The 18,126-nt window shown below is 71.5% G+C and carries 15 protein-coding genes; 10 read left to right on the top strand and 5 right to left on the bottom strand.

What is annotated here, in order from left to right; all coding sequences use genetic code 11:
* Positions 1–53: 53 nt before the first annotated feature.
* Positions 54–893 carry a glutamate ABC transporter substrate-binding protein gene (locus AB0P17_RS35555; RefSeq protein ID WP_365817733.1) on the bottom strand — a complete coding sequence of 280 codons (840 nt, stop codon included), beginning with the start codon at positions 891–893 and terminating at the stop codon, positions 54–56.
* 280 nt (positions 894–1,173) lie between these two features.
* On the bottom strand, positions 1,174–1,959 hold the full coding sequence (locus AB0P17_RS35560; RefSeq protein ID WP_365817735.1) for an amino acid ABC transporter ATP-binding protein: 786 nt from the start codon (positions 1,957–1,959) through the stop codon (positions 1,174–1,176).
* A gap of 277 nt (positions 1,960–2,236) precedes the next feature.
* Here AB0P17_RS35560 and AB0P17_RS35565 point away from each other — a divergent pair, with 277 nt between their 5' ends.
* Together AB0P17_RS35565 and AB0P17_RS35570 are read left to right on the top strand one after the other, a co-directional pair.
* Positions 2,237–2,944, top strand: a complete 708-nt coding sequence (locus tag AB0P17_RS35565; protein WP_365817737.1) for a response regulator transcription factor — start codon at positions 2,237–2,239, stop codon at positions 2,942–2,944.
* Entirely contained in the window at positions 2,941–4,344 is a 1,404-nt protein-coding gene (locus AB0P17_RS35570; RefSeq protein WP_365817739.1) for a HAMP domain-containing sensor histidine kinase, read from the top strand. The genes AB0P17_RS35565 and AB0P17_RS35570 overlap by 4 nt, the downstream gene beginning before the upstream one ends.
* 52 nt (positions 4,345–4,396) lie before the next feature.
* Here the strand turns inward: AB0P17_RS35570 and AB0P17_RS35575 are convergent, their stop codons facing one another.
* Entirely contained in the window at positions 4,397–5,395 is a 999-nt protein-coding gene (locus AB0P17_RS35575; RefSeq protein WP_365817741.1) for a TAXI family TRAP transporter solute-binding subunit, read from the bottom strand.
* Positions 5,396–5,487: 92 nt separating this feature from the next.
* On the opposite strand from AB0P17_RS35575, the gene miaB reads away from it, so the two are divergent.
* Together miaB and AB0P17_RS35585 are read left to right on the top strand one after the other, a co-directional pair.
* Positions 5,488–7,005: a tRNA (N6-isopentenyl adenosine(37)-C2)-methylthiotransferase MiaB gene (gene miaB / locus AB0P17_RS35580; RefSeq protein WP_365817743.1), complete on the top strand. Its 1,518-nt coding sequence runs from the start codon at positions 5,488–5,490 to the stop codon at positions 7,003–7,005.
* Positions 7,006–7,169: 164 nt separating this feature from the next.
* Positions 7,170–7,892, top strand: a complete 723-nt coding sequence (locus AB0P17_RS35585; RefSeq protein WP_365817745.1) for a hypothetical protein — start codon at positions 7,170–7,172, stop codon at positions 7,890–7,892.
* A gap of 91 nt (positions 7,893–7,983) precedes the next feature.
* Here the strand turns inward: AB0P17_RS35585 and AB0P17_RS35590 are convergent, their stop codons facing one another.
* On the bottom strand, positions 7,984–8,226 hold the full coding sequence (locus tag AB0P17_RS35590) for an antitoxin (RefSeq protein WP_365817747.1): 243 nt from the start codon (positions 8,224–8,226) through the stop codon (positions 7,984–7,986).
* Positions 8,227–8,489: 263 nt separating this feature from the next.
* Here AB0P17_RS35590 and miaA point away from each other — a divergent pair, with 263 nt between their 5' ends.
* From miaA to hflX, 6 genes are all read left to right on the top strand, one after another.
* Positions 8,490–9,428: a tRNA (adenosine(37)-N6)-dimethylallyltransferase MiaA gene (gene miaA, locus AB0P17_RS35595; RefSeq protein ID WP_365817749.1), complete on the top strand. Its 939-nt coding sequence runs from the start codon at positions 8,490–8,492 to the stop codon at positions 9,426–9,428.
* Between the two features lie 129 nt (positions 9,429–9,557).
* Positions 9,558–9,995 (top strand): hypothetical protein, encoded by a 438-nt coding sequence (locus tag AB0P17_RS35600; protein WP_365817768.1) that lies wholly within the window; start codon positions 9,558–9,560, stop codon positions 9,993–9,995.
* Between the two features lie 140 nt (positions 9,996–10,135).
* Positions 10,136–11,065 (top strand): diaminopimelate epimerase, encoded by a 930-nt coding sequence (gene dapF / locus AB0P17_RS35605; RefSeq protein ID WP_365817751.1) that lies wholly within the window; start codon positions 10,136–10,138, stop codon positions 11,063–11,065.
* A 140-nt stretch (positions 11,066–11,205) separates the two neighbouring features.
* Positions 11,206–13,320: an HD domain-containing protein gene (locus AB0P17_RS35610; protein ID WP_365817753.1), complete on the top strand. Its 2,115-nt coding sequence runs from the start codon at positions 11,206–11,208 to the stop codon at positions 13,318–13,320.
* Between the two features lie 186 nt (positions 13,321–13,506).
* Entirely contained in the window at positions 13,507–15,072 is a 1,566-nt protein-coding gene (locus AB0P17_RS35615) for a M1 family metallopeptidase (RefSeq protein ID WP_365817755.1), read from the top strand.
* 37 nt (positions 15,073–15,109) lie between these two features.
* The gene (hflX, locus tag AB0P17_RS35620) at positions 15,110–16,600 is read left to right on the top strand and encodes a GTPase HflX (protein WP_365817757.1); all 1,491 of its coding nucleotides are present in this window, start codon (positions 15,110–15,112) and stop codon (positions 16,598–16,600) included.
* 194 nt (positions 16,601–16,794) lie between these two features.
* On the opposite strand, the gene AB0P17_RS35625 is transcribed toward hflX, so the two are convergent.
* The gene (locus AB0P17_RS35625) at positions 16,795–17,991 is read right to left on the bottom strand and encodes a hypothetical protein (RefSeq protein WP_365817760.1); all 1,197 of its coding nucleotides are present in this window, start codon (positions 17,989–17,991) and stop codon (positions 16,795–16,797) included.
* Positions 17,992–18,126: the final 135 nt, after the last annotated feature.

An 18,126-nucleotide genomic window follows, 5' to 3' on the forward strand; every position in this document is an offset into this window, starting at 1 on the left:
TTTGCTGGTCGGTACGCGCCGCCGGCCCGGCCGGCGGCGCGTCACTGCTTCTCTCAGCTCGTCGCGTCGATCTTCGGGGCGGGCTCGTTCTTGTAGTTGGCCGGACCGAAGTTGTCCTTCACGGCCTTCTCCCAGGAACCGTCCGACTCCATCTTGGTGAGCGCGTCGTTGATCTTCTTCTGGAGCTCGGTGTCGCCCTTCTTGAGGCCGATGCCGTAGGGCTCGTCGCTGAGCTTGAGGCTCAGGAGCTTGAACTTGCCCTGGTGCTCCTGCTGCGAGGCGTACCCCGCGAGAATGGAGTCGTCCGTGGTCAGGGCGTCAACAGCCTTGTTCTCCAGGCCGGTCAGGCACTCGGAGTAGCCGCCGAACTCCTGGAGGTCCGCCTTGGGGGCGAGCTTGTCCTTGACGTTCTGCGCCGAGGTGGAGCCGGTGACGGAGCAGAGCTTCTTGGAGTCCAGGTCCGCGGCCTTGGTAATGGAACTGTCGTCCGCACGGACCAGCAGGTCCTGGTGGGCGAGGAAGTAGGGACCGGCGAAGTCGACCTTCTTCTTGCGCTCGTCGTTGATCGTGTAGCTCGCGGCGACGAACTTCACGTCGCCGTTGGAGATCAGGTTCTCGCGCTCGGCGCTGGGCGCCTCTTTCCAGACGATGTTCTTGGCGTCGTAGCCCAGTTCCTTGGCGACATACGTGGCGACGTCGACGTCGAAGCCCGCGTAGGTGCCGTCCGGCTTCTTCAGGCCGAGGCCGGGCTGGTCGAACTTGATGCCGATGGTGATCTTGTCGCCGCCGCCGGAACCGCTGTCGCCCTCGTTGCTCTCGCCGCCGCAGGCGGTGGCGGTCAGGGAGAGGACCAGGGCGGCGGCCGCGGCCGCGCTTGCCTTGTGGAGCTTCATGCGTGAACTTCCCTCGGGTGAGACGTGAACGAATCAGGTTCTGCGGAACGCGGTGGTGCCCGTAGAGCCGTAGAGACGTAGAGCCATGAGCCGTAAGCCGTAGAGACGTAAGCCGTGGCGTACGAAGTGCCGTAAGCCGTCAAGCGGAGTCGGTGGCGCTGATCAGCGGGTCGGTGGATCAGCTGATGAGTGGATCAGCGAATCAGCGGACAGCGAATCGGCGGAACAGGACATCGACGGAACAGGACATCGACGGACCGGTGTGGTGCGGGATCGCGGATCAGTGGTGCAGGATCTTCGAGAGGAAGTCCTTGGCGCGGTCGCTGCGCGGATTGCTGAAGAACTCGTCGGGCGTGGCCTGCTCGATGATCCGGCCGTCCGCCATGAAGACGACCCGGTTCGCGGCCGACCGGGCGAAGCCCATTTCGTGCGTGACGACGACCATCGTCATTCCGTCACGGGCCAGTTGCTGCATGACTTCGAGCACTTCATTGATCATCTCCGGGTCGAGCGCCGAGGTGGGCTCGTCGAAGAGCATGACCTTCGGGTTCATCGCCAGTGCCCGCGCGATGGCGACGCGCTGCTGCTGTCCGCCCGAGAGCTGGGCGGGGTACTTGTCGGCCTGCGAGCCCACACCCACGCGGTCGAGCAGCGTGCGCGCGGTCTCCTCGGCCTTCTTCTTGTCCGTCTTGCGGACCTTGATCTGGCCCAGCGTGACGTTCTCCAGCACCGTCTTGTGTGCGAAGAGGTTGAACGACTGGAAGACCATGCCGACATCGGCACGCAGCCTCGCCAGTTCCTTGCCCTCCTCGGGCAGGGGTTTGGCGTCGATCGAGATCGAACCCGAATCGATCGTTTCCAGGCGGTTGATGGTGCGACACAGTGTGGACTTGCCGGACCCGGAAGGCCCGATGACGACCACGACCTCGCCACGGGCGATGGTCAGATCGATGTCCTGGAGCACATGCAGCGCGCCGAAGTGCTTGTTCACGTTGCTCAGTACGACCAGGTCGCCCGTCGCCGGCCCGGCGCCCCCGGTGTCCTTGGCCACTGACACTCCGCTCATCGGCTTTTTGCTCCGTCCTCACTCGGTTGGGGAGGACCCTAATCACGCACTGCGATCAGCGTCATTACATCTGAGCTGAAATTGAGCATAACGATCCGGCCGCAACCGGACACTCCGCGTGAACTGGGCAGTGCGGGGAGTACCGGGTGGGTAACGGAAACCTTGGTGTAACGGGAAGGCTCTTGACTGGCGCCCCGTCATCGGCGTGGATGCCATTTACGTACTTCGGACATGGCTCAAGATCACGACATGCAGGAAGTGACCGAAAAGGAGGCCTGTGAGGCTTTTGCTCGTGGAGGACGACGACCATGTCGCCGCCGCTCTGTCCGCCGTGCTCGCCAAGCACGGATTCCAGGTCGTCCATGCCCGCAGCGGCGAGGAGGCGCTGCAGGCCGTGCTGCCCGCCGCCGGCAAGCCGCCGTTCGCGGTGGTGCTGCTCGACCTCGGCCTGCCCGACCAGGACGGCTACCAGGTCTGCGGCAAGATCCGGAAGATCACCTCGACCCCGGTGATCATGGTGACGGCCCGGGCCGACGTACGGTCCCGGATCCACGGCCTCAATCTGGGGGCCGACGACTACGTGGTCAAGCCGTACGACACCGGTGAACTCCTCGCCCGTATCCACGCCGTGAGCCGGCGCACTGTGAGCGGGGACGAACCGGGGCACCCGGAGGAGGCGGTCCAGCGGCTCGGGAGACTCACGCTCGAACTGCCCACCCGCCGCGTCACCGTGGACGGTACGGCCGTACAGCTCACCCGCAAGGAGTTCGACCTGCTGGCCCTGCTCGCGCAGCGCCCCGGGGTCGTCTTCGGCCGGGAACAGATCATCAGCGAGGTGTGGCGCACGAGTTGGGAGGGGACGGGGCGCACCCTGGAGGTCCATGTGGCGTCGCTGCGTTCCAAGCTCGGCATGCCCGCGCTGATCGAGACCGTACGGGGGGTCGGCTACCGGCTGGTCGTGCCGGCCGGGCACCCGCACCGGTGAGCACCCGGCTTCTGCCGCTGCTGATCATTCTCATGGCGGCCGTGCTCCTCGCCCTGGGCTTCCCGCTCGCCGTCAGCCGGGCCGCCGCCGAACAGCAGGACGTCGTCATCGACCGGATCGACGACACGGCCCGCGTCGCGGCCCTCGCGCAGTTCGTCTCCGAGGGCCGCACCGGTACGGAGGGCCGCGCGGGCAGCGAGGAACGGCGCGACCTGCTAAGGGAGGAGCTGACCCGCTACCACGAGGTGTACGGGATCAGGGTCGGCGTGTTCTACCGCGACGGCAGGGCCATGGCCAGCGCCCCGGGGAACTGGCGCGTGCCGGCGGAGGGCAAGGAGCGCCAGTCCTTCCAGGAGGCTCTGCTGGGGCGCCGCAGCGACGACCCCGAGCAGGTCTGGCCCTGGCAGGACGGCCGGCTCATCGTGGACTCGCCGGTCGTACGGGACGGCGACGTCGTCGCCGTCGTGGTGACGGACTCACCGACCGGCCAGATGCGTTCGCGCACGCTGCGGAGCTGGCTGGTCATCGCGGCGGGTGAGGCGGTGGCCATGCTCGTGGCGGTCGGGGCCGCCATCCGCCTGACCGGGTGGGTGCTGAGACCCGTACGGGTCCTCGACGCCGTCACCCACGACATCGCCACCGGACGGATGAAGTCGCGGGTCGCCGCGGCCGGCGGACCGCCGGAACTGCGGCGGCTGGCCGGCTCGTTCAACGAGATGGCCGACAACGTCGAGGACGTGCTGGAACAGCAGCGCGCCTTTGTCGCCGACGCCTCCCACCAGTTGCGCAACCCGCTCTCCGCACTGCTGCTGCGGATCGAGCTGCTCAGCCTCGAACTGCCCGAGGGGAACGAGGAGATCGCCTCCGTACGCACCGAGGGCAGGCGGCTGGCCCAGGTCCTCGACGACCTGCTCGACCTGGCGCTCGCCGAGCACACCGCCGCCGACCTGCGGATCACCGATATCGGGGAGGTGGCCGCCGAACGGGTCGCGGCATGGCGGGCCGTCGCCGAGGAGAAGGGCGTACGGCTGACCGAGCACCGCGCCGCGGTCACCGGCTGGGCCGATCCCATCGCGCTCTCCAGCGCCCTGGACGCCGTGATCGACAACGCCCTCAAGTTCACCCCGGCCGGTGAGGAGGTCACGGTCACGGTCGCCCGTAACGGCACGACGTCCACCATCGTCGTCAACGACGGCGGTCCCGGGCTCACCGACGAGGAGCTGTCCCGGATCGGCGACCGCTTCTGGCGCAGCAACCGCCACCAGAACATCAAGGGATCGGGGCTCGGCCTCTCCATCACGCGGGCGCTGCTCGCGGCGGGCGACGGCACCATCACGTACGCGCACGGCGAGCCGCGCGGTCTGCGGGTCACGGTGGCCGTCCCGCGCACGGCACCCTGACCCTCGGCGGCCGTGTCCCTGCGGGTCGCCCTCTGCGCCCTTGCCCGGAACGCTACGGTTTGACCGACTGGTAGTACCGCTGGGCGCCCTTGTGCAGCGGGAGCGGAGCCGTGTAGATGGCGGTCCGCAGATCCACCAACTGGGCCGGGTGCACCTGGTGGCCGATGCGGTCGCGGCTCTTGATCACCGTACGGGTGAACCCCTCCACCAGGTCCGGGTCGATCCGGTCGTCGGTGACGAGCAGATTCGCCACCGCCACGGTGGGGACGGGGGTGCTGTTCCGTATCTTCTTGTACGCGTCGGCGGGTATCTCGGCGGAGCGGTAGTAGCGCGCGGAGGCCCCGCCGGCGGTGTGCAGCTTCTCGACCAGCGCGGCGTCCAGCGGGACCAGCCGTATGTCGTAGCGGTCGGACAGCTTCTCGACGGCGTTGGTGGGGAGCCCGCCCGACCAGAAGAAAGCGTCCAGGTCGCCCTCTTCGAGGAGCCGCGGCATGGTGTCTATCCCGGCCAGGACCGGGCTGACGTCCTGGTCGGGGTCAAGCCCCGCGGCCGTCAGGATCCGCTCCGCCAGCAGCCGGACCCCTGATCCCTCCTGGCCCACGCCGACCTTCTTGCCCCGCAGCCCGGCGACGGAGCTGATGCCGGCGCTCCTGGCGGCGATGAGCTGCACGTAGTCGTCGTAGAGCCGCGCGCAGCCGCGCAGCCCGTCCGCGCCGGGACGCCGGTCCTTCTGGTACTTGGCGACGGCGTCGGCCGTGGCGATCGTGAAGTCGGCGTCGCCCGTCGCCACCCGCGCCAGGTTCTGCTGAGAGCCCTCGCTGTCCCGCAGATCGACCGACACCCGTGGCAGATCGCGGGCGAGGTCCTCCTTGAGCAGCGTCCCGTACCGCTGGTAGACCCCGGTGGTCACTCCCGTGCTGAAGGTGACCGAACCGCTCGGCGTGGCCGCGCGGAGCGGTACCAGCCACCACACGAGCAGCCCGAGCACCATCAGCCCGGCGACGGCCCCCAGGGCGCGGCCACGGCTGATCCGGGGCGGAACGGTGAACATGGGCCGATCCTGTCAGCTCACTCCCGGTGATGGCCAGGCCCTGTCCGGCACCCGCCATTTACCACGCGCCTCTTCCGCCTACTCTGGTGGGCATGAGCAGCGGCGACCGGAGTCAGGCAGTGGGCGGTACGAGAAGTTACGAGGTGCGCACCTACGGGTGCCAGATGAATGTCCACGACTCCGAACGGCTCTCCGGCCTCCTGGAGGACGCGGGGTACGTCCGGGCGCCCGAGGGCTCCGACGGGGACGCCGACGTCGTCGTCTTCAACACCTGCGCCGTGCGGGAGAACGCCGACAACAAGCTGTACGGCAACCTCGGCCGGCTCGCGCCGATGAAGACCAGGCGCCCGGGCATGCAGATCGCCGTCGGCGGCTGTCTGGCCCAGAAGGACCGCGACACCATCGTGCGGCGCGCGCCCTGGGTCGATGTGGTCTTCGGCACGCACAACATCGGCAGACTGCCGGTCCTCCTGGAGCGTGCCCGCGTCCAGGAGGAGGCGCAGGTCGAGATCGCCGAATCGCTGGAGGCGTTCCCCTCCACGCTGCCGACCCGGCGCGAGTCCGCGTACGCCGCCTGGGTCTCCATCTCGGTCGGCTGCAACAACACCTGCACCTTCTGCATCGTCCCCGCCCTGCGCGGCAAGGAGAAGGACCGCCGTCCCGGCGACATCCTGGCCGAGATCGAGGCCCTGGTGGCCGAGGGCGTCTCCGAGATCACGCTGCTGGGCCAGAACGTCAACGCGTACGGCTCCGACATCGGTGACCGCGAGGCCTTCTCCAAGCTGCTGCGCGCCTGCGGGGCGATCGAGGGGCTGGAGCGCGTCCGCTTCACCTCGCCGCACCCGCGCGACTTCACGGACGACGTGATCGCGGCGATGGCCGAGACGCCGAACGTGATGCCGCAGCTCCACATGCCGCTCCAGTCCGGCTCGGACCCGGTCCTCAAGGCGATGCGGCGCTCGTACCGGCAGGACCGCTACCTCGGCATCATCGGCAAGGTGCGGGCCGCGATCCCGCACGCCGCCATCTCCACCGACATCATCGTGGGCTTCCCCGGCGAGACCGAGGAGGACTTCGAGCAGACCATGCACGTGGTGCGTGAGGCGCGCTTCGCGCAGGCGTTCACCTTCCAGTACTCCAAGCGCCCCGGGACCCCGGCCGCGGAGATGGACGGCCAGATCCCCAAGGAGGTCGTCCAGGAGCGCTACATGCGGCTGTCCGCCCTTCAGGAGGAGATCTCCTGGGAGGAGAACAAGAAGCAGGTGGGCCGGACGCTGGAGATCATGGTCGCGGAGGGCGAGGGGCGCAAGGACGGCGCCACGCACCGGCTCTCGGGGCGCGCGCCCGACAACCGGCTCGTCCACTTCACCAAGCCGGACGAGGAGGTGCGGCCGGGCGACGTGGTGACCGTCGGGATCACCTACGCCGCCCCGCACCACCTGCTCGCAGAGGGCCCGACGACGCGGGTACGGCGCACCCGGGCCGGCGACGCCTGGGAGAAGCGGCACGCCGCGCAGGCGGCGAAGCCGGCGGGGGTCCTGCTGGGCCTGCCCACGGTGGGCGTCCCCGCACCGCTCCCCGCCGCGACGGGGGGCTGCGCCGCCCCGTGACCGGTGCGGCGTGAGAGACGGCCCGGCGATCGGTCGGCGCCCCGTGACTGGCGGCCCGGCGATCGGCGGCCCGTGACCGGCGCCCCCGTGACCGGCGGGGCCGTGACCGGCGGGCCGGCGGTCGGCAGCCCGGCCCGGAACGTGGCCTGGGTAGGCTGCTGATCATGCTCGTATCCGCTGCCGTATGTCCCAGTCCGCCGCTGCTGGTGCCCGCCGTGGCGGCCGGTGCCGCGCCCGAGCTCGACGGGGCGCGCGCCGCCTGCGCGGACGCCCTGGGGGTGCTCGCGGCCGCCCGGCCCGACCGGCTGGTCGTCGTCGGCCCGGCGGAGCCGGCGGCCACGGGAGAACACCCGCGGGGCGCCACGGGGTCGTTCCGCGGCTTCGGAGTGGACGTGGACGTCGTCCTCGGCGGGGCCGTGCCGGGCGGCGCCGGGGTCCCCGGGCGGGCGCTGCCGTCCTCCCTCGCCGTCGCGGCGTGGCTGCTGGAGCACGTCCACTGGTCCGCCGCCCCGGTGTCCGGACTGGGTGTGGACGAGCGGCTCGCCACCGGGCGCTGCGTCGCGGCCGGGCAGGAGATCGCGGCGGGGGACGACCGGGTGGCGCTGCTGGTGATGGGCGACGCCAGCGCGTGCCGCACGCTCAAGGCGCCCGGTTACCTGGACGACCGGGCGGCCGGCTTCGACGAGGCGGTGGCGGCGGCCCTGTCGGCGGCGGACGTGGCGGCGCTCACGGCGCTCGACACGGAGCTGGCGTCCGCGCTCAAGGCGGCGGGCCGGGCCCCCTGGCAGGTGCTCGCCGGCGCGGCCGAGGGCGCGGGGCTGGGCGGCGCGCTGCTGTACGAGGACGCCCCGTACGGGGTCGGCTACCTCGTGGCGGCCTGGTCGTAGCGGACACGGCGCGACGGGGCGGTACGGGGCGGTACGGGGCGCCACGGCCCCGTACCGCCCCGTCGCGCCGTCAGGGTCCGCGTGTGACCGATCAGGAAGCGGCCGGTGGCGGGGGAGTGCCGTCGTCCTTGTGGGAGAGCTTGCCGAGCGCGTCCTTGGCCTTGCCCGTACCCGCGTCGATCTTGTCGCTGTACTTGCCCTTGGTCTTCTCGTCGACCGTACGGGCGGCCTTGTCCAGCCCGTGTTCGATCTTGCCCCCGTGCTGCTGCGCGAGGTCGGCGACCTTTTCCTTGGCCGGACCGATCTTGGCCTTCAATGAATCCAGGAAGCCCATGGGCCACCTTCCCTCGGAGGAGACAACAGCCTACTTGTGGGTGCTTTTTCCCCGCCTCACCGTTCGCAGTCGGCTCCGTCCTGACGGAGCCGACTGCGAACGGTGAGGCACCGGGCCGGCTGTCGAACCATGAAAAAACGCCCTTAATCTCTCCATATCGTACTCGTGGGGACGAAGATCCGCGCTGCCCCGAGCCCCGTCCCGGAGGTGTGCTGTCACGTAACCCGTTCGGGCAGGGGACCGCTGTTTGCGAGACTGGGGCAGTGAGAAGCGCACCTACCGCACCGCGGGTCATCGCCGTCGTCGGTCCCACCGCGGCCGGCAAGTCCGATCTGGGCGTCCACCTTGCCCGGCAACTCGACGGTGAGGTCGTCAACGCGGACTCCATGCAGCTCTACCGGGGCATGGACATCGGCACCGCCAAACTGACGACGGAGGAGCGCGCCGGAGTGCCGCACCACCTCCTGGACATCTGGGAGGTCACCCAGGCGGCGAGCGTCGCCGAGTACCAGCGTTCCGCCAGGGCGGTGATCGACCGGCTGCTCGCCCAGGGGCGTACGCCCGTCCTGGTGGGCGGCTCCGGGCTCTACGTACGCGGGGCCATCGACGCCCTCGACTTCCCCGGCACCGACCCCGAGGTACGCGCCAGGCTGGAGGCGGAGCTGCTGCTCCGCGGCTCCGGCGCCCTGCACGCCCGGCTCTCCGCCGCCGACCCTCCCGCGGGCCGCGCGATCCTGCCCAGCAACGGCCGCCGCATCGTCCGCGCGCTGGAAGTGATCGAGATCACCGGCAAGCCCTTCACGGCCAATCTGCCGGGCCATGACGCGGTGTACGACACCCTCCAGATCGGCGTCGACGTCGCCCGCCCCGAGCTGGACGCGCGGATCGCGCGCCGGGTCGACCGGATGTGGGACGAGGGTCTGGTCGACGAGGTACGCGCCCTGGAGGCGCGCGGGCTGCGCGAGGGACGTACCGCCTCCCGCGCCCTCGGCTACCAGCAGGTGCTCGCGGCGCTGGCCGGTGAGTGCACCGAGGAGGAGGCACGCGCGGAGACCGTTCGCGCCACCAAACGCTTCGCGCGCCGTCAGGACTCCTGGTTCCGCCGCGACTCCCGGGTGCACTGGCTGGGCGGCGGAACGGAGCAGCGGGAAGAACTCCCGCACCGGGCGCTCGCGTTGGTCGAACGAGCGGTCACAGCCTGATCACGTGATGGCATCGGGACGCTCCGGGCGTCCGTGCGGTCCCCGCGGGCGTGCCATCATCGAGCAACGGTCGACCATCGGGCATCGATCGATCGACCAGTGGAGTCCGACTTGGGAGGGCGCGTGGCGATGGAGGCCGGCCCTCGCGACAGAGAACCCACGTCCTCGGAGACGTCGGAGGACGGCCCCAGGCTGAGCCCTGACGGTCCGGAGGAAGAGACCCTGGCCGACGAGGTCGAGGTCGAACTCAGGCCCCAGCCCAGGCTGCGGATCTGGCAGCTCGCCCCGATCGTGACGCTGGCCGCCGTCGGCTCCCTCATGTTCGCCTTCCCCCTCGCCTTCGGCACCGGGGACGGCGGGGCGGTCGTCGCCATGCTCGGGCTGCTGATCAGCTGCTGCGCCGCGGGCGCGGGCATGATGGCCGCGCGCCGCGTCGGGCACACGTGGCCGGGGCTGCCGAGCCGGTCCTCGGGCGAGCGCCCCGACTGGCGCGTCCTCGCCCTGTACGTCGCGGTGGGCGCCGCCCTGGTCGCCCTCGCCGTCTGGCGGGTCGCCCGGCTGCGCTGACCGCCCCGTACGGTGCGGGCCGGGCACGGGACGGTGAGCGGCGCGGGGCCCCGTACGGCGCGGGCACCGGTCCTGGCCGAGCGGTCCCGGGACCGCCGCACCGGCCGCTCCGGACGGCCATGTCCGACCAGCCTCGTACGATGGATTCCGTGAGCACTTCCCAGACCGCAGCCCGGCCGACCGCGCCCATCGCCTTCCTCAAGGGACACGGGACGGAGAACGACTTCGTGATCGTTCCCGACCCGGAGAACGCCCTGGACCTCTCCCCCCGCGCGGTGGCGGCCCTGTGCGACCGCCGGGCCGGGATCGGCGGCGACGGGCTGCTCCATGTCGTACGGTCGGCGGCCCACCCCGAGGCGCGTGCCATGGCCGGGGAGGCCGAGTGGTTCATGGACTACCGCAACGCCGACGGGTCGGTCGCCGAGATGTGCGGCAACGGAGTGCGGGTCTTCGCCCGGTACCTCCAGCGGGCCGGACACGTGGAGGCGGGAGATCTGGCCGTCGCCACCCGCGGCGGGGTCAAGAAGGCGCACCTCGCCAAGGACGGGCGCGGTGCGCAGGGCGGGGCCGGTGACATCACCGTCCACATGGGGCGCGCGGCGCTCCCCGAGGAGCAGGCGACGGTCACGGTCGGCGGCCGGCAGTGGCCCGCCCTCAACGTCAACATGGGCAATCCCCACGCGGTCGCGTTCGTCGAGGACCTGGCCCACGCGGGGGACCTGTTCACGGAGCCGCCCGTCAGCCCCGCGTCCGTCTACCCGGACGGGGTGAACGTCGAATTCGTCGTCGACCGCGGGCCGCGCCACGTCGCCCTCCGCGTCCATGAGCGCGGCTCCGGCGAGACCCGCTCCTGCGGTACGGGCGCCTGCGCCGTGGCCGTCGCCGCGGCCCGCAGGGACGGCGCCGACCCCGCGGTGACGGGCGAGCCCGTCACGTACACCGTGGACCTCCCCGGCGGACGGCTCGTCATCACCGAGCGCCCGGACGGCGGGATCGAGATGACCGGGCCCGCCGAGATCGTGGCGGAGGGTCACATCGACCCGGTCTGGCTCGAATCCGCCTTCGGTTAAATCTTCGCTCGGATGGGTGATCCGTTTCACGTCGGGCGGGACCGGGACTGCCGCACGCCACGGGGTCGATAGCATCAAGCACCGGCCCGGAGGGCGTCCCCGCCCTCTTCCCGCCGGTCGATGCTGCCCGGAGGTGCCCCATGAGCGCAGAGGCAACCAGCCCTGGTGCCCACAGCCGCAGACGCGGCCTTCCCCGGATCGACCTCCGCAGGCTCGGCAGGGCCGCGTTACTCGGCCCCGCCACCAGGGACCGGCTGCCGGCCGCGATCGGCCATGTCGCGGACGCGCACCGCGCGCACCACCCGGACGCCGACCTCGCCGTACTGCACAAGGCGTACGTCCTCGCGGAGGCCTCGCACCGCGGGCAGTACCGCAAGAGCGGCGAGCCCTACATCACCCACCCGCTCGCCGTCACCCTGATCCTGGCCGAACTGGGCGCCGAGACCACGACCTTGACCGCCTCCCTCCTCCACGACACCGTCGAGGACACCGATGTGACCCTGGATCAGGTGAGGGCGGAGTTCGGCGACGAGGTCTGCTACCTGGTCGACGGCGTGACCAAGCTGGAGAAGGTCGACTACGGGGCGGCGGCCGAGCCCGAGACCTTCCGCAAGATGCTCGTCGCCACCGGCAACGACGTCCGGGTGATGTCGATCAAGCTGGCGGACCGGCTGCACAACATGCGGACCCTCGGGGTGATGCGCCCCGAGAAACAGGCCCGGATCGCGAAGGTCACCCGCGACGTACTCATCCCGCTCGCGGAGCGGCTCGGCGTCCAGGCGCTCAAGACCGAACTGGAGGACCTGGTCTTCGCCATCCTCCATCCCGAGGAGTACGCGCAGACCCGCGCCCTGATCGCGGACAACGCCACCGCGGGGGACGCCCTCGCGGCCATCTCCGAGGACGTCCGGCGTGTGCTGCGCGAGGCGGGCATCACCGCCGAGGTCCTGGTGCGGCCCCGGCACTCCGTCTCCGTGCACCGCTCGGGGCTGAAGCGCGGCGAACTGCGCGGCACGGACTTCGGCAGGCTGCTGGTGCTGGTCACCGAGGACGCCGACTGCTACGCGGTGCTGGGGGAGCTGCACACCTGCTTCACCCCGGTGATCTCCGAGTTCAAGGACTTCATCGCGGCGCCCAAGTTCAACCTGTACCAGTCGCTGCACACGGCGGTCGCGGGTCCGGACGGCGCGGTCGCCGAGGTTCTCATCCGTACGCACCGGATGCACAAGGTCGCCGAGGCAGGGGTGGTTGCCCTGGGCAACCCGTATGCGTCCGCCGACGCCACAGGGGGCCAGGACGGCACGGAGCGCGCCTCCGCCGCGGACCCGCAGGACGGCGAACGCGCCGACCCGACCCGGCCCGGCTGGCTCTCCCGCCTCCTGGAGTGGCAGGAGGCCACCACCGACTCGGACGCCTTCTGGGCCACTCTCCGCGACGACCTGGCCCAGGACGCGGAGATCACCGTCTTCCGCGCCGAGGGCGGGCTGCTCGGCCTGCCCGCGGGGGCGAGCTGCGTGGACGCCGCGTACGCGCAGCACGGCGAGGCCGCGCACGGCTGCCTCGGGGCGCGGGTCAACGGCCGTCTGGCGCCGCTCAGTACGGTTCTGCGGGACGGCGACACGGTGCAGCTGCTGCTGGCCCAGGACGCCGCGTCGGGGCCCTCCCCGCAGTGGCTCGACCACGCCCGTACGCCCGCCGCGCGGATCGCGATCACGGGCTGGCTGAGGGCCCACCCCGAGGTCGTGGGGACGCCCGACGCGGCGCCCCGCGCGGCGCTCGCCGTCACCGCCGACCGGCGGGGCGAGCCCAACGCCGTCGTGGACCTGCCGGGCGCCACCGTACGGCTCGCCGGCTGCTGTACGCCCGTACCGCCCGACGCGGTGACCGCCTTCTCCGTACGCGGCGGCGTCGTCACCGTCCACCGGCAGGAGTGCCGCGCCGTGGACCGGATGCGGGCGCTGGACCGGCGCCCGATCCCGGTGAGCTGGGGCGACGCGCCGGAGTGCCGGGTGACGCTGTACGCCGAATCGTTCGGGCGGCCCCGGCTGCTCGCCGACCTCACGGAGGCCATCGCCACGGCGGGCGCCGCGATCGTCTCGGCGACGGTGGAGCCGCCGAGCGAACAGCGCGTACGGCACACGTACACGCTGGAGCTGCCGGACGCGGCGGGCCTGCCCGGTCTGATGCGCGCCATGCGCGACGTACCGGGCGTCTACGACGTCAGCCGCGCCCAGCAGCAGCCGGCGACCGCCTGAGCGCCCGCCGTGCCCGTACGTCCTCCAGGGCGGGCGTCGCACGGCGGGCTCCTCCAGGTCCTCACCCGCCGTCAACTTCGTGCCGCGGGGCATCCGGCCGCCAGGCCCGCCCGCCACCTGCCCCTTTCGGGTGGGGCCGGTGCGCGCCGCCGTCGCGCGCCGGGCGGCCGCTGATAGCCGTGGTCCGTGCTGTCAACGTTCTCCACCTCACGCTCCCGCCGACTGCGCGCCGCCCTGCTGGCGGCCGCCTCGGCCACCCTCGTCGCCGCGACCCTGCCCCCGCCCCAGCCGCTCGGCATCGGGGACCCGCTCTTCCCGTACCTGGGCAACCCCGGCTACGACGTCCTCGCCTACGACATCGCCTTCACCTACAAGGGCGACAACACCAAGCCCCTCGACGCCGTCACCAAGATCGACGCGACCGCCACCCGGCGTCTGGACCGGATCAACCTCGACTTCACCCATGGCACGGTCCGTTCGGTCAAGGTCGACGGCGTCCCGGCGCGGTTCGCGACGGCCGGGGAGGACCTGGTGATCACCCCCGCCGAGGAGGTGGAGGCGGGCGACCGGACAAGGATCACCGTCCGCCACACCAGTGACCCCGGCGGAGAGGGCGGCGGCTGGGTGCGGACCACCGACGGGCTGGCGATGGCCAACCAGGCCGACGCCGCCCACCGGGTCTTCCCCGGCAACGACCATCCCTCCGACAAGGCGTACTTCACCTTCCGGATCACGGTGCCCGGGCGGCTCACCGCGGTCGCCAACGGCCTCCCCGTGGCCAGGGCCGTGGCCGGCGCGCGCACCACCGTCGTCTACCGCACCCGGCACCCCATGGCGACCGAACTGGCGCAGGTCTCCATCGGCGACTCGGCCGTCGTGCGCCGCCAGGGCCCCGGCGACCTCCCCGTACGCGACGTGGTGCCCGCCGCCGACCGCGAGGTGCTGGAGCCCTGGCTCAAGAAGACCCCGGACCAGATCCGCTGGATGGAGGCGCAGGTCGGCACGTACCCCTTCGAGACGTACGGCCTGCTGATCGCCGGCGCCGACACCGGATTCGAACTGGAGACACAGACCCTCTCGCTCTTCGAGCGCTCCCTGTTCACCGGTTCCGTCTATCCCGAGTGGTACGTCGACTCGGTCATGGTCCACGAACTGGCCCACCAGTGGTTCGGCGACAGCGTCGCCCCTCGTACCTGGTCGGACCTCTGGCTCAACGAGGGACACGCCACCTGGTACGAGGCCCGGTACGCGCAGGAGCACGCGGGCAAGGCGCTGGAGACCCGGATGCGGGACGCCTACCGCCGGTCCGACGGCTGGCGGGCGGACGGCGGCCCGCCCGCCGCCCCGAAGCCGCCGACACCGGGGGACCAGATCAGCCTCTTCCGGCCGGTCGTCTACGACGGCAGCGCCCTCGTCCTGTACGCGCTGCGCCAGGAGATCGGGAAGGACGCCTTCGCCCGGCTGGAACGTGACTGGGTACGGATCCACCGGGACGCCACGGCGACCACGGCCGACTTCACCGCGCTGGCCTCCGAGGTCGCGGGGCGTGACCTGGCCGGCTTCCTCAAGCCGTGGCTGTACGGCCGGACGACACCGCCGATGCCGGGCCACCCCGACTGGCGCAGCGACCCGCCCAAGGCCGGGAAGGGCGCGAAGAGCGGGGAAACCGGAGTGACGCCGGGGCTGAAGCGTGCCACCATCGACGAGTCGGCGACGCGGCCGGGAATCAATCCGGGCCGTCACACGTTGTGACTGACGTAACGGACATTTCTTTCGACGTAAGGATCCAATGACCTCCTCTTCCTCCCCTTCCCAGGACACGCAGAACTTCGCGGACTCCCGCACGGAAAGCCTTCGGGCCGATGCCCTGATGGAAGAGGACGTCGCCTGGAGCCACGAGATCGACGGAGAGCGGGACGGCGATCAGTTCGACCGCTCGGAGCGGGCCGCGCTGCGGCGCGTGGCGGGTCTCTCCACGGAGCTCGAAGACGTCACCGAGGTCGAGTACCGGCAGCTGCGCCTGGAGCGCGTCGTCCTGGTCGGTGTCTGGACCTCGGGCACCCTGCAGGACGCGGAGAACTCCCTCGCGGAGCTCGCCGCCCTCGCCGAGACGGCCGGCGCGCTCGTGCTCGACGGGGTGTTCCAGCGCCGCGACAAGCCCGATTCCGCGACGTACATCGGCTCCGGCAAGGCCCAGGAGCTGCGGGACATCGTGGAGGAGAGCGGCGCCGACACCGTCGTCTGCGACGGAGAGCTCAGCCCCGGCCAGCTCATCCACCTTGAGGACGTCGTCAAGGTCAAGGTCGTCGACCGTACGGCGCTGATCCTGGACATCTTCGCCCAGCACGCCAAGTCCCGTGAGGGCAAGGCGCAGGTGGCGCTCGCCCAGATGCAGTACATGCTGCCGAGGCTGCGCGGCTGGGGCCAGTCGCTCTCCCGGCAGATGGGTGGCGGCGGCGGTGGCGGCATGGCCACCCGCGGTCCCGGTGAGACCAAGATCGAGACGGACCGGCGGCGGATCCGCGAGAAGATGGCGAAGATGCGCCGGGAGATCGCGGAGATGAAGACCGGCCGCGAGATCAAGCGGCAGGAGCGCCGGCGCAACAAGGTGCCGTCGGTGGCCATCGCCGGATACACCAACGCGGGCAAGTCGTCCCTGCTCAACCGGCTCACCGGCGCCGGTGTCCTGGTGGAGAACGCGCTGTTCGCCACCCTGGACCCGACCGTCCGGCGGGCCGAGACCCCGAGCGGCCGGCTCTACACGCTGGCCGACACGGTCGGCTTTGTCCGCCATCTGCCCCACCACCTGGTCGAGGCGTTCCGCTCCACGATGGAGGAGGTCGGCGACTCCGACCTGATCCTGCACGTGGTGGACGGCTCGCATCCGGTGCCGGAGGAGCAGCTCGCCGCCGTGCGTGAGGTGATCCGTGAGGTCGGCGCGGTGGACGTGCGCGAGATCGTCGTGATCAACAAGGCGGACGCGGCCGACCCGCTGGTCCTCCAGCGGCTGCTGCGCACGGAGCGGGACGCGATCGCCGTCTCCGCGCGTACGGGCGAGGGCGTCGCGGAGCTGCTCGCACTGATCGACGCGGAGCTGCCCCGGCCCGAGGTCGAGGTCGAGGTGCTGCTGCCCTACACGGCGGGCGCGCTGGTCTCGCGGGTGCACGCCGAGGGCGAGGTGCTCTCCGAGGAGCACACCCCGGAGGGCACGCTGCTCAAGGCGCGGGTCCACGAGGAGCTGGCCGCGGCGCTCGCACCGTACGTGCCGGTGGCCGGCTGACGCCGCTGACGGACGGAGGCCCGCCTCCCTCACCCACGGGTGAGGGAGGCGGGCCTCCGTCGTGCCGCTCGGCGCCGTACGGGCCCGGCCCGGTGCGGGGCGCCGTCCGTCCGGCCCGGCCGCTGAACCGGGCACGGGGCCCGGCCCGGGGCCGTCCGGGCCCCTCAGGGCCCTTCAGGGCCCCTCTTGGACCCTCAGCGGGAGCCGAACTTGTCGCTCATCGCCGTGTAGATCCGCTCGGCGCCCGGGCCCAGCCGGGGCCCGGCCAGCCATCCCGAGGTGACCGGGCCGATCGAGGTGTTGGAGACCAGCACGAGCTTGCCGCCCGGCTGCGTGGCGAACCATCCGCCGCCCGAGGAACCCCCGGTCATGGTGCAGCCGATCCGCCACATTGTCGGCGTACCGGGGCTGACGGAGAGCCGGCCCGGCTTGTCGACGCACTTGTGCATCAGCAGCCCGTCGTACGGGGCGGCGGCCGGGTAGCCCCAGGCGCCCATGCCGTTGATGTTCGCGGCCTCGGGGAGGTCGAAGTCCACGTCCAGGGCGGTGCCCACGGTCTCCTCCAGCGACCTGCCGCCCTTCTCCGGTTCGACGTGCATCACGGCGTAGTCGTACGCCGCGCCCGCGCCGCCGGTCGGGCCGCCGCCACTGATCCACTCACCGGAGGTGGAGACCCAGTCCGCCCAGTAGACGCCGTACGGGGCGATCTCCCGCGGCTGCGCGTTGTCGAGCGCCGCCGCGGACTTGCCCAGGTCGTTGTAGGCCGGGACGAAGGCGATGTTGCGGTACCAGCCGCCCGTCCCGCCCGCGTGCACGCAGTGGCCCGCGGTCCACACGAGGTTGGACCTGCCGGGGTTCGCCGGGTCCTTCACCACGGTCGCCGAGCAGACCATCGAGCCCTCGGGCGAGTCGAAGAAGACCTTCCCGACCGGCGCCGCGTTCTTGTGGTACGGCGTCTTCTCCGCCACCGCCCGCACCGGGCTCGGCTCCGGGTCGGTGACGTCCTGGTCGCCGGAGACGTCCTGGGCGGCGAGCGTCTTCACCGGTGACTTCGCGCTCCGCATCCGTTCGGGCTTCCACAGCCCGTCGATGACCGGATTGACGAAGTCCTTGGCGTCACTGAGCCACTTCTTCCTGTCCCAGTCCTTCCACCCGCCGTCCTTCCACTTCTCCGGGTCGACGCCGTGCTTCTTCAGCGCGGCGGCCAGGTCCGCGGGGACCGCGGGGCCGTCCGCTCCGCCACCGGACTCCGGGGTGGACGAGGCGGCGGAGGCCCCGGCGGCCTTGCCGTCGCCCGGGCTCTCACTGTCACCGCCGCCGCAGCCGGTGGCGGTGAGGGCGAGCGCCGCGGCCGCGCAGGCGGCCGTCAGCAGTGGTCGTACGGATCGCATGGTGAGGTTCCCCCTGGATCGAAACTTTGGCATGAGCGTGCCATACCTGTGGGGGCCGCCACCGAGGGGTCCGCGGACCGGACCGGACCATGGCCGTACCCCCGTACGGCGGCGGGCGCGCCCCACGGGGCGCGC

Origin of the sequence: Streptomyces sp. NPDC088124 (genome assembly GCF_040685895.1) — a bacterium.
GTDB lineage: Bacteria > Actinomycetota > Actinomycetes > Streptomycetales > Streptomycetaceae > Streptomyces.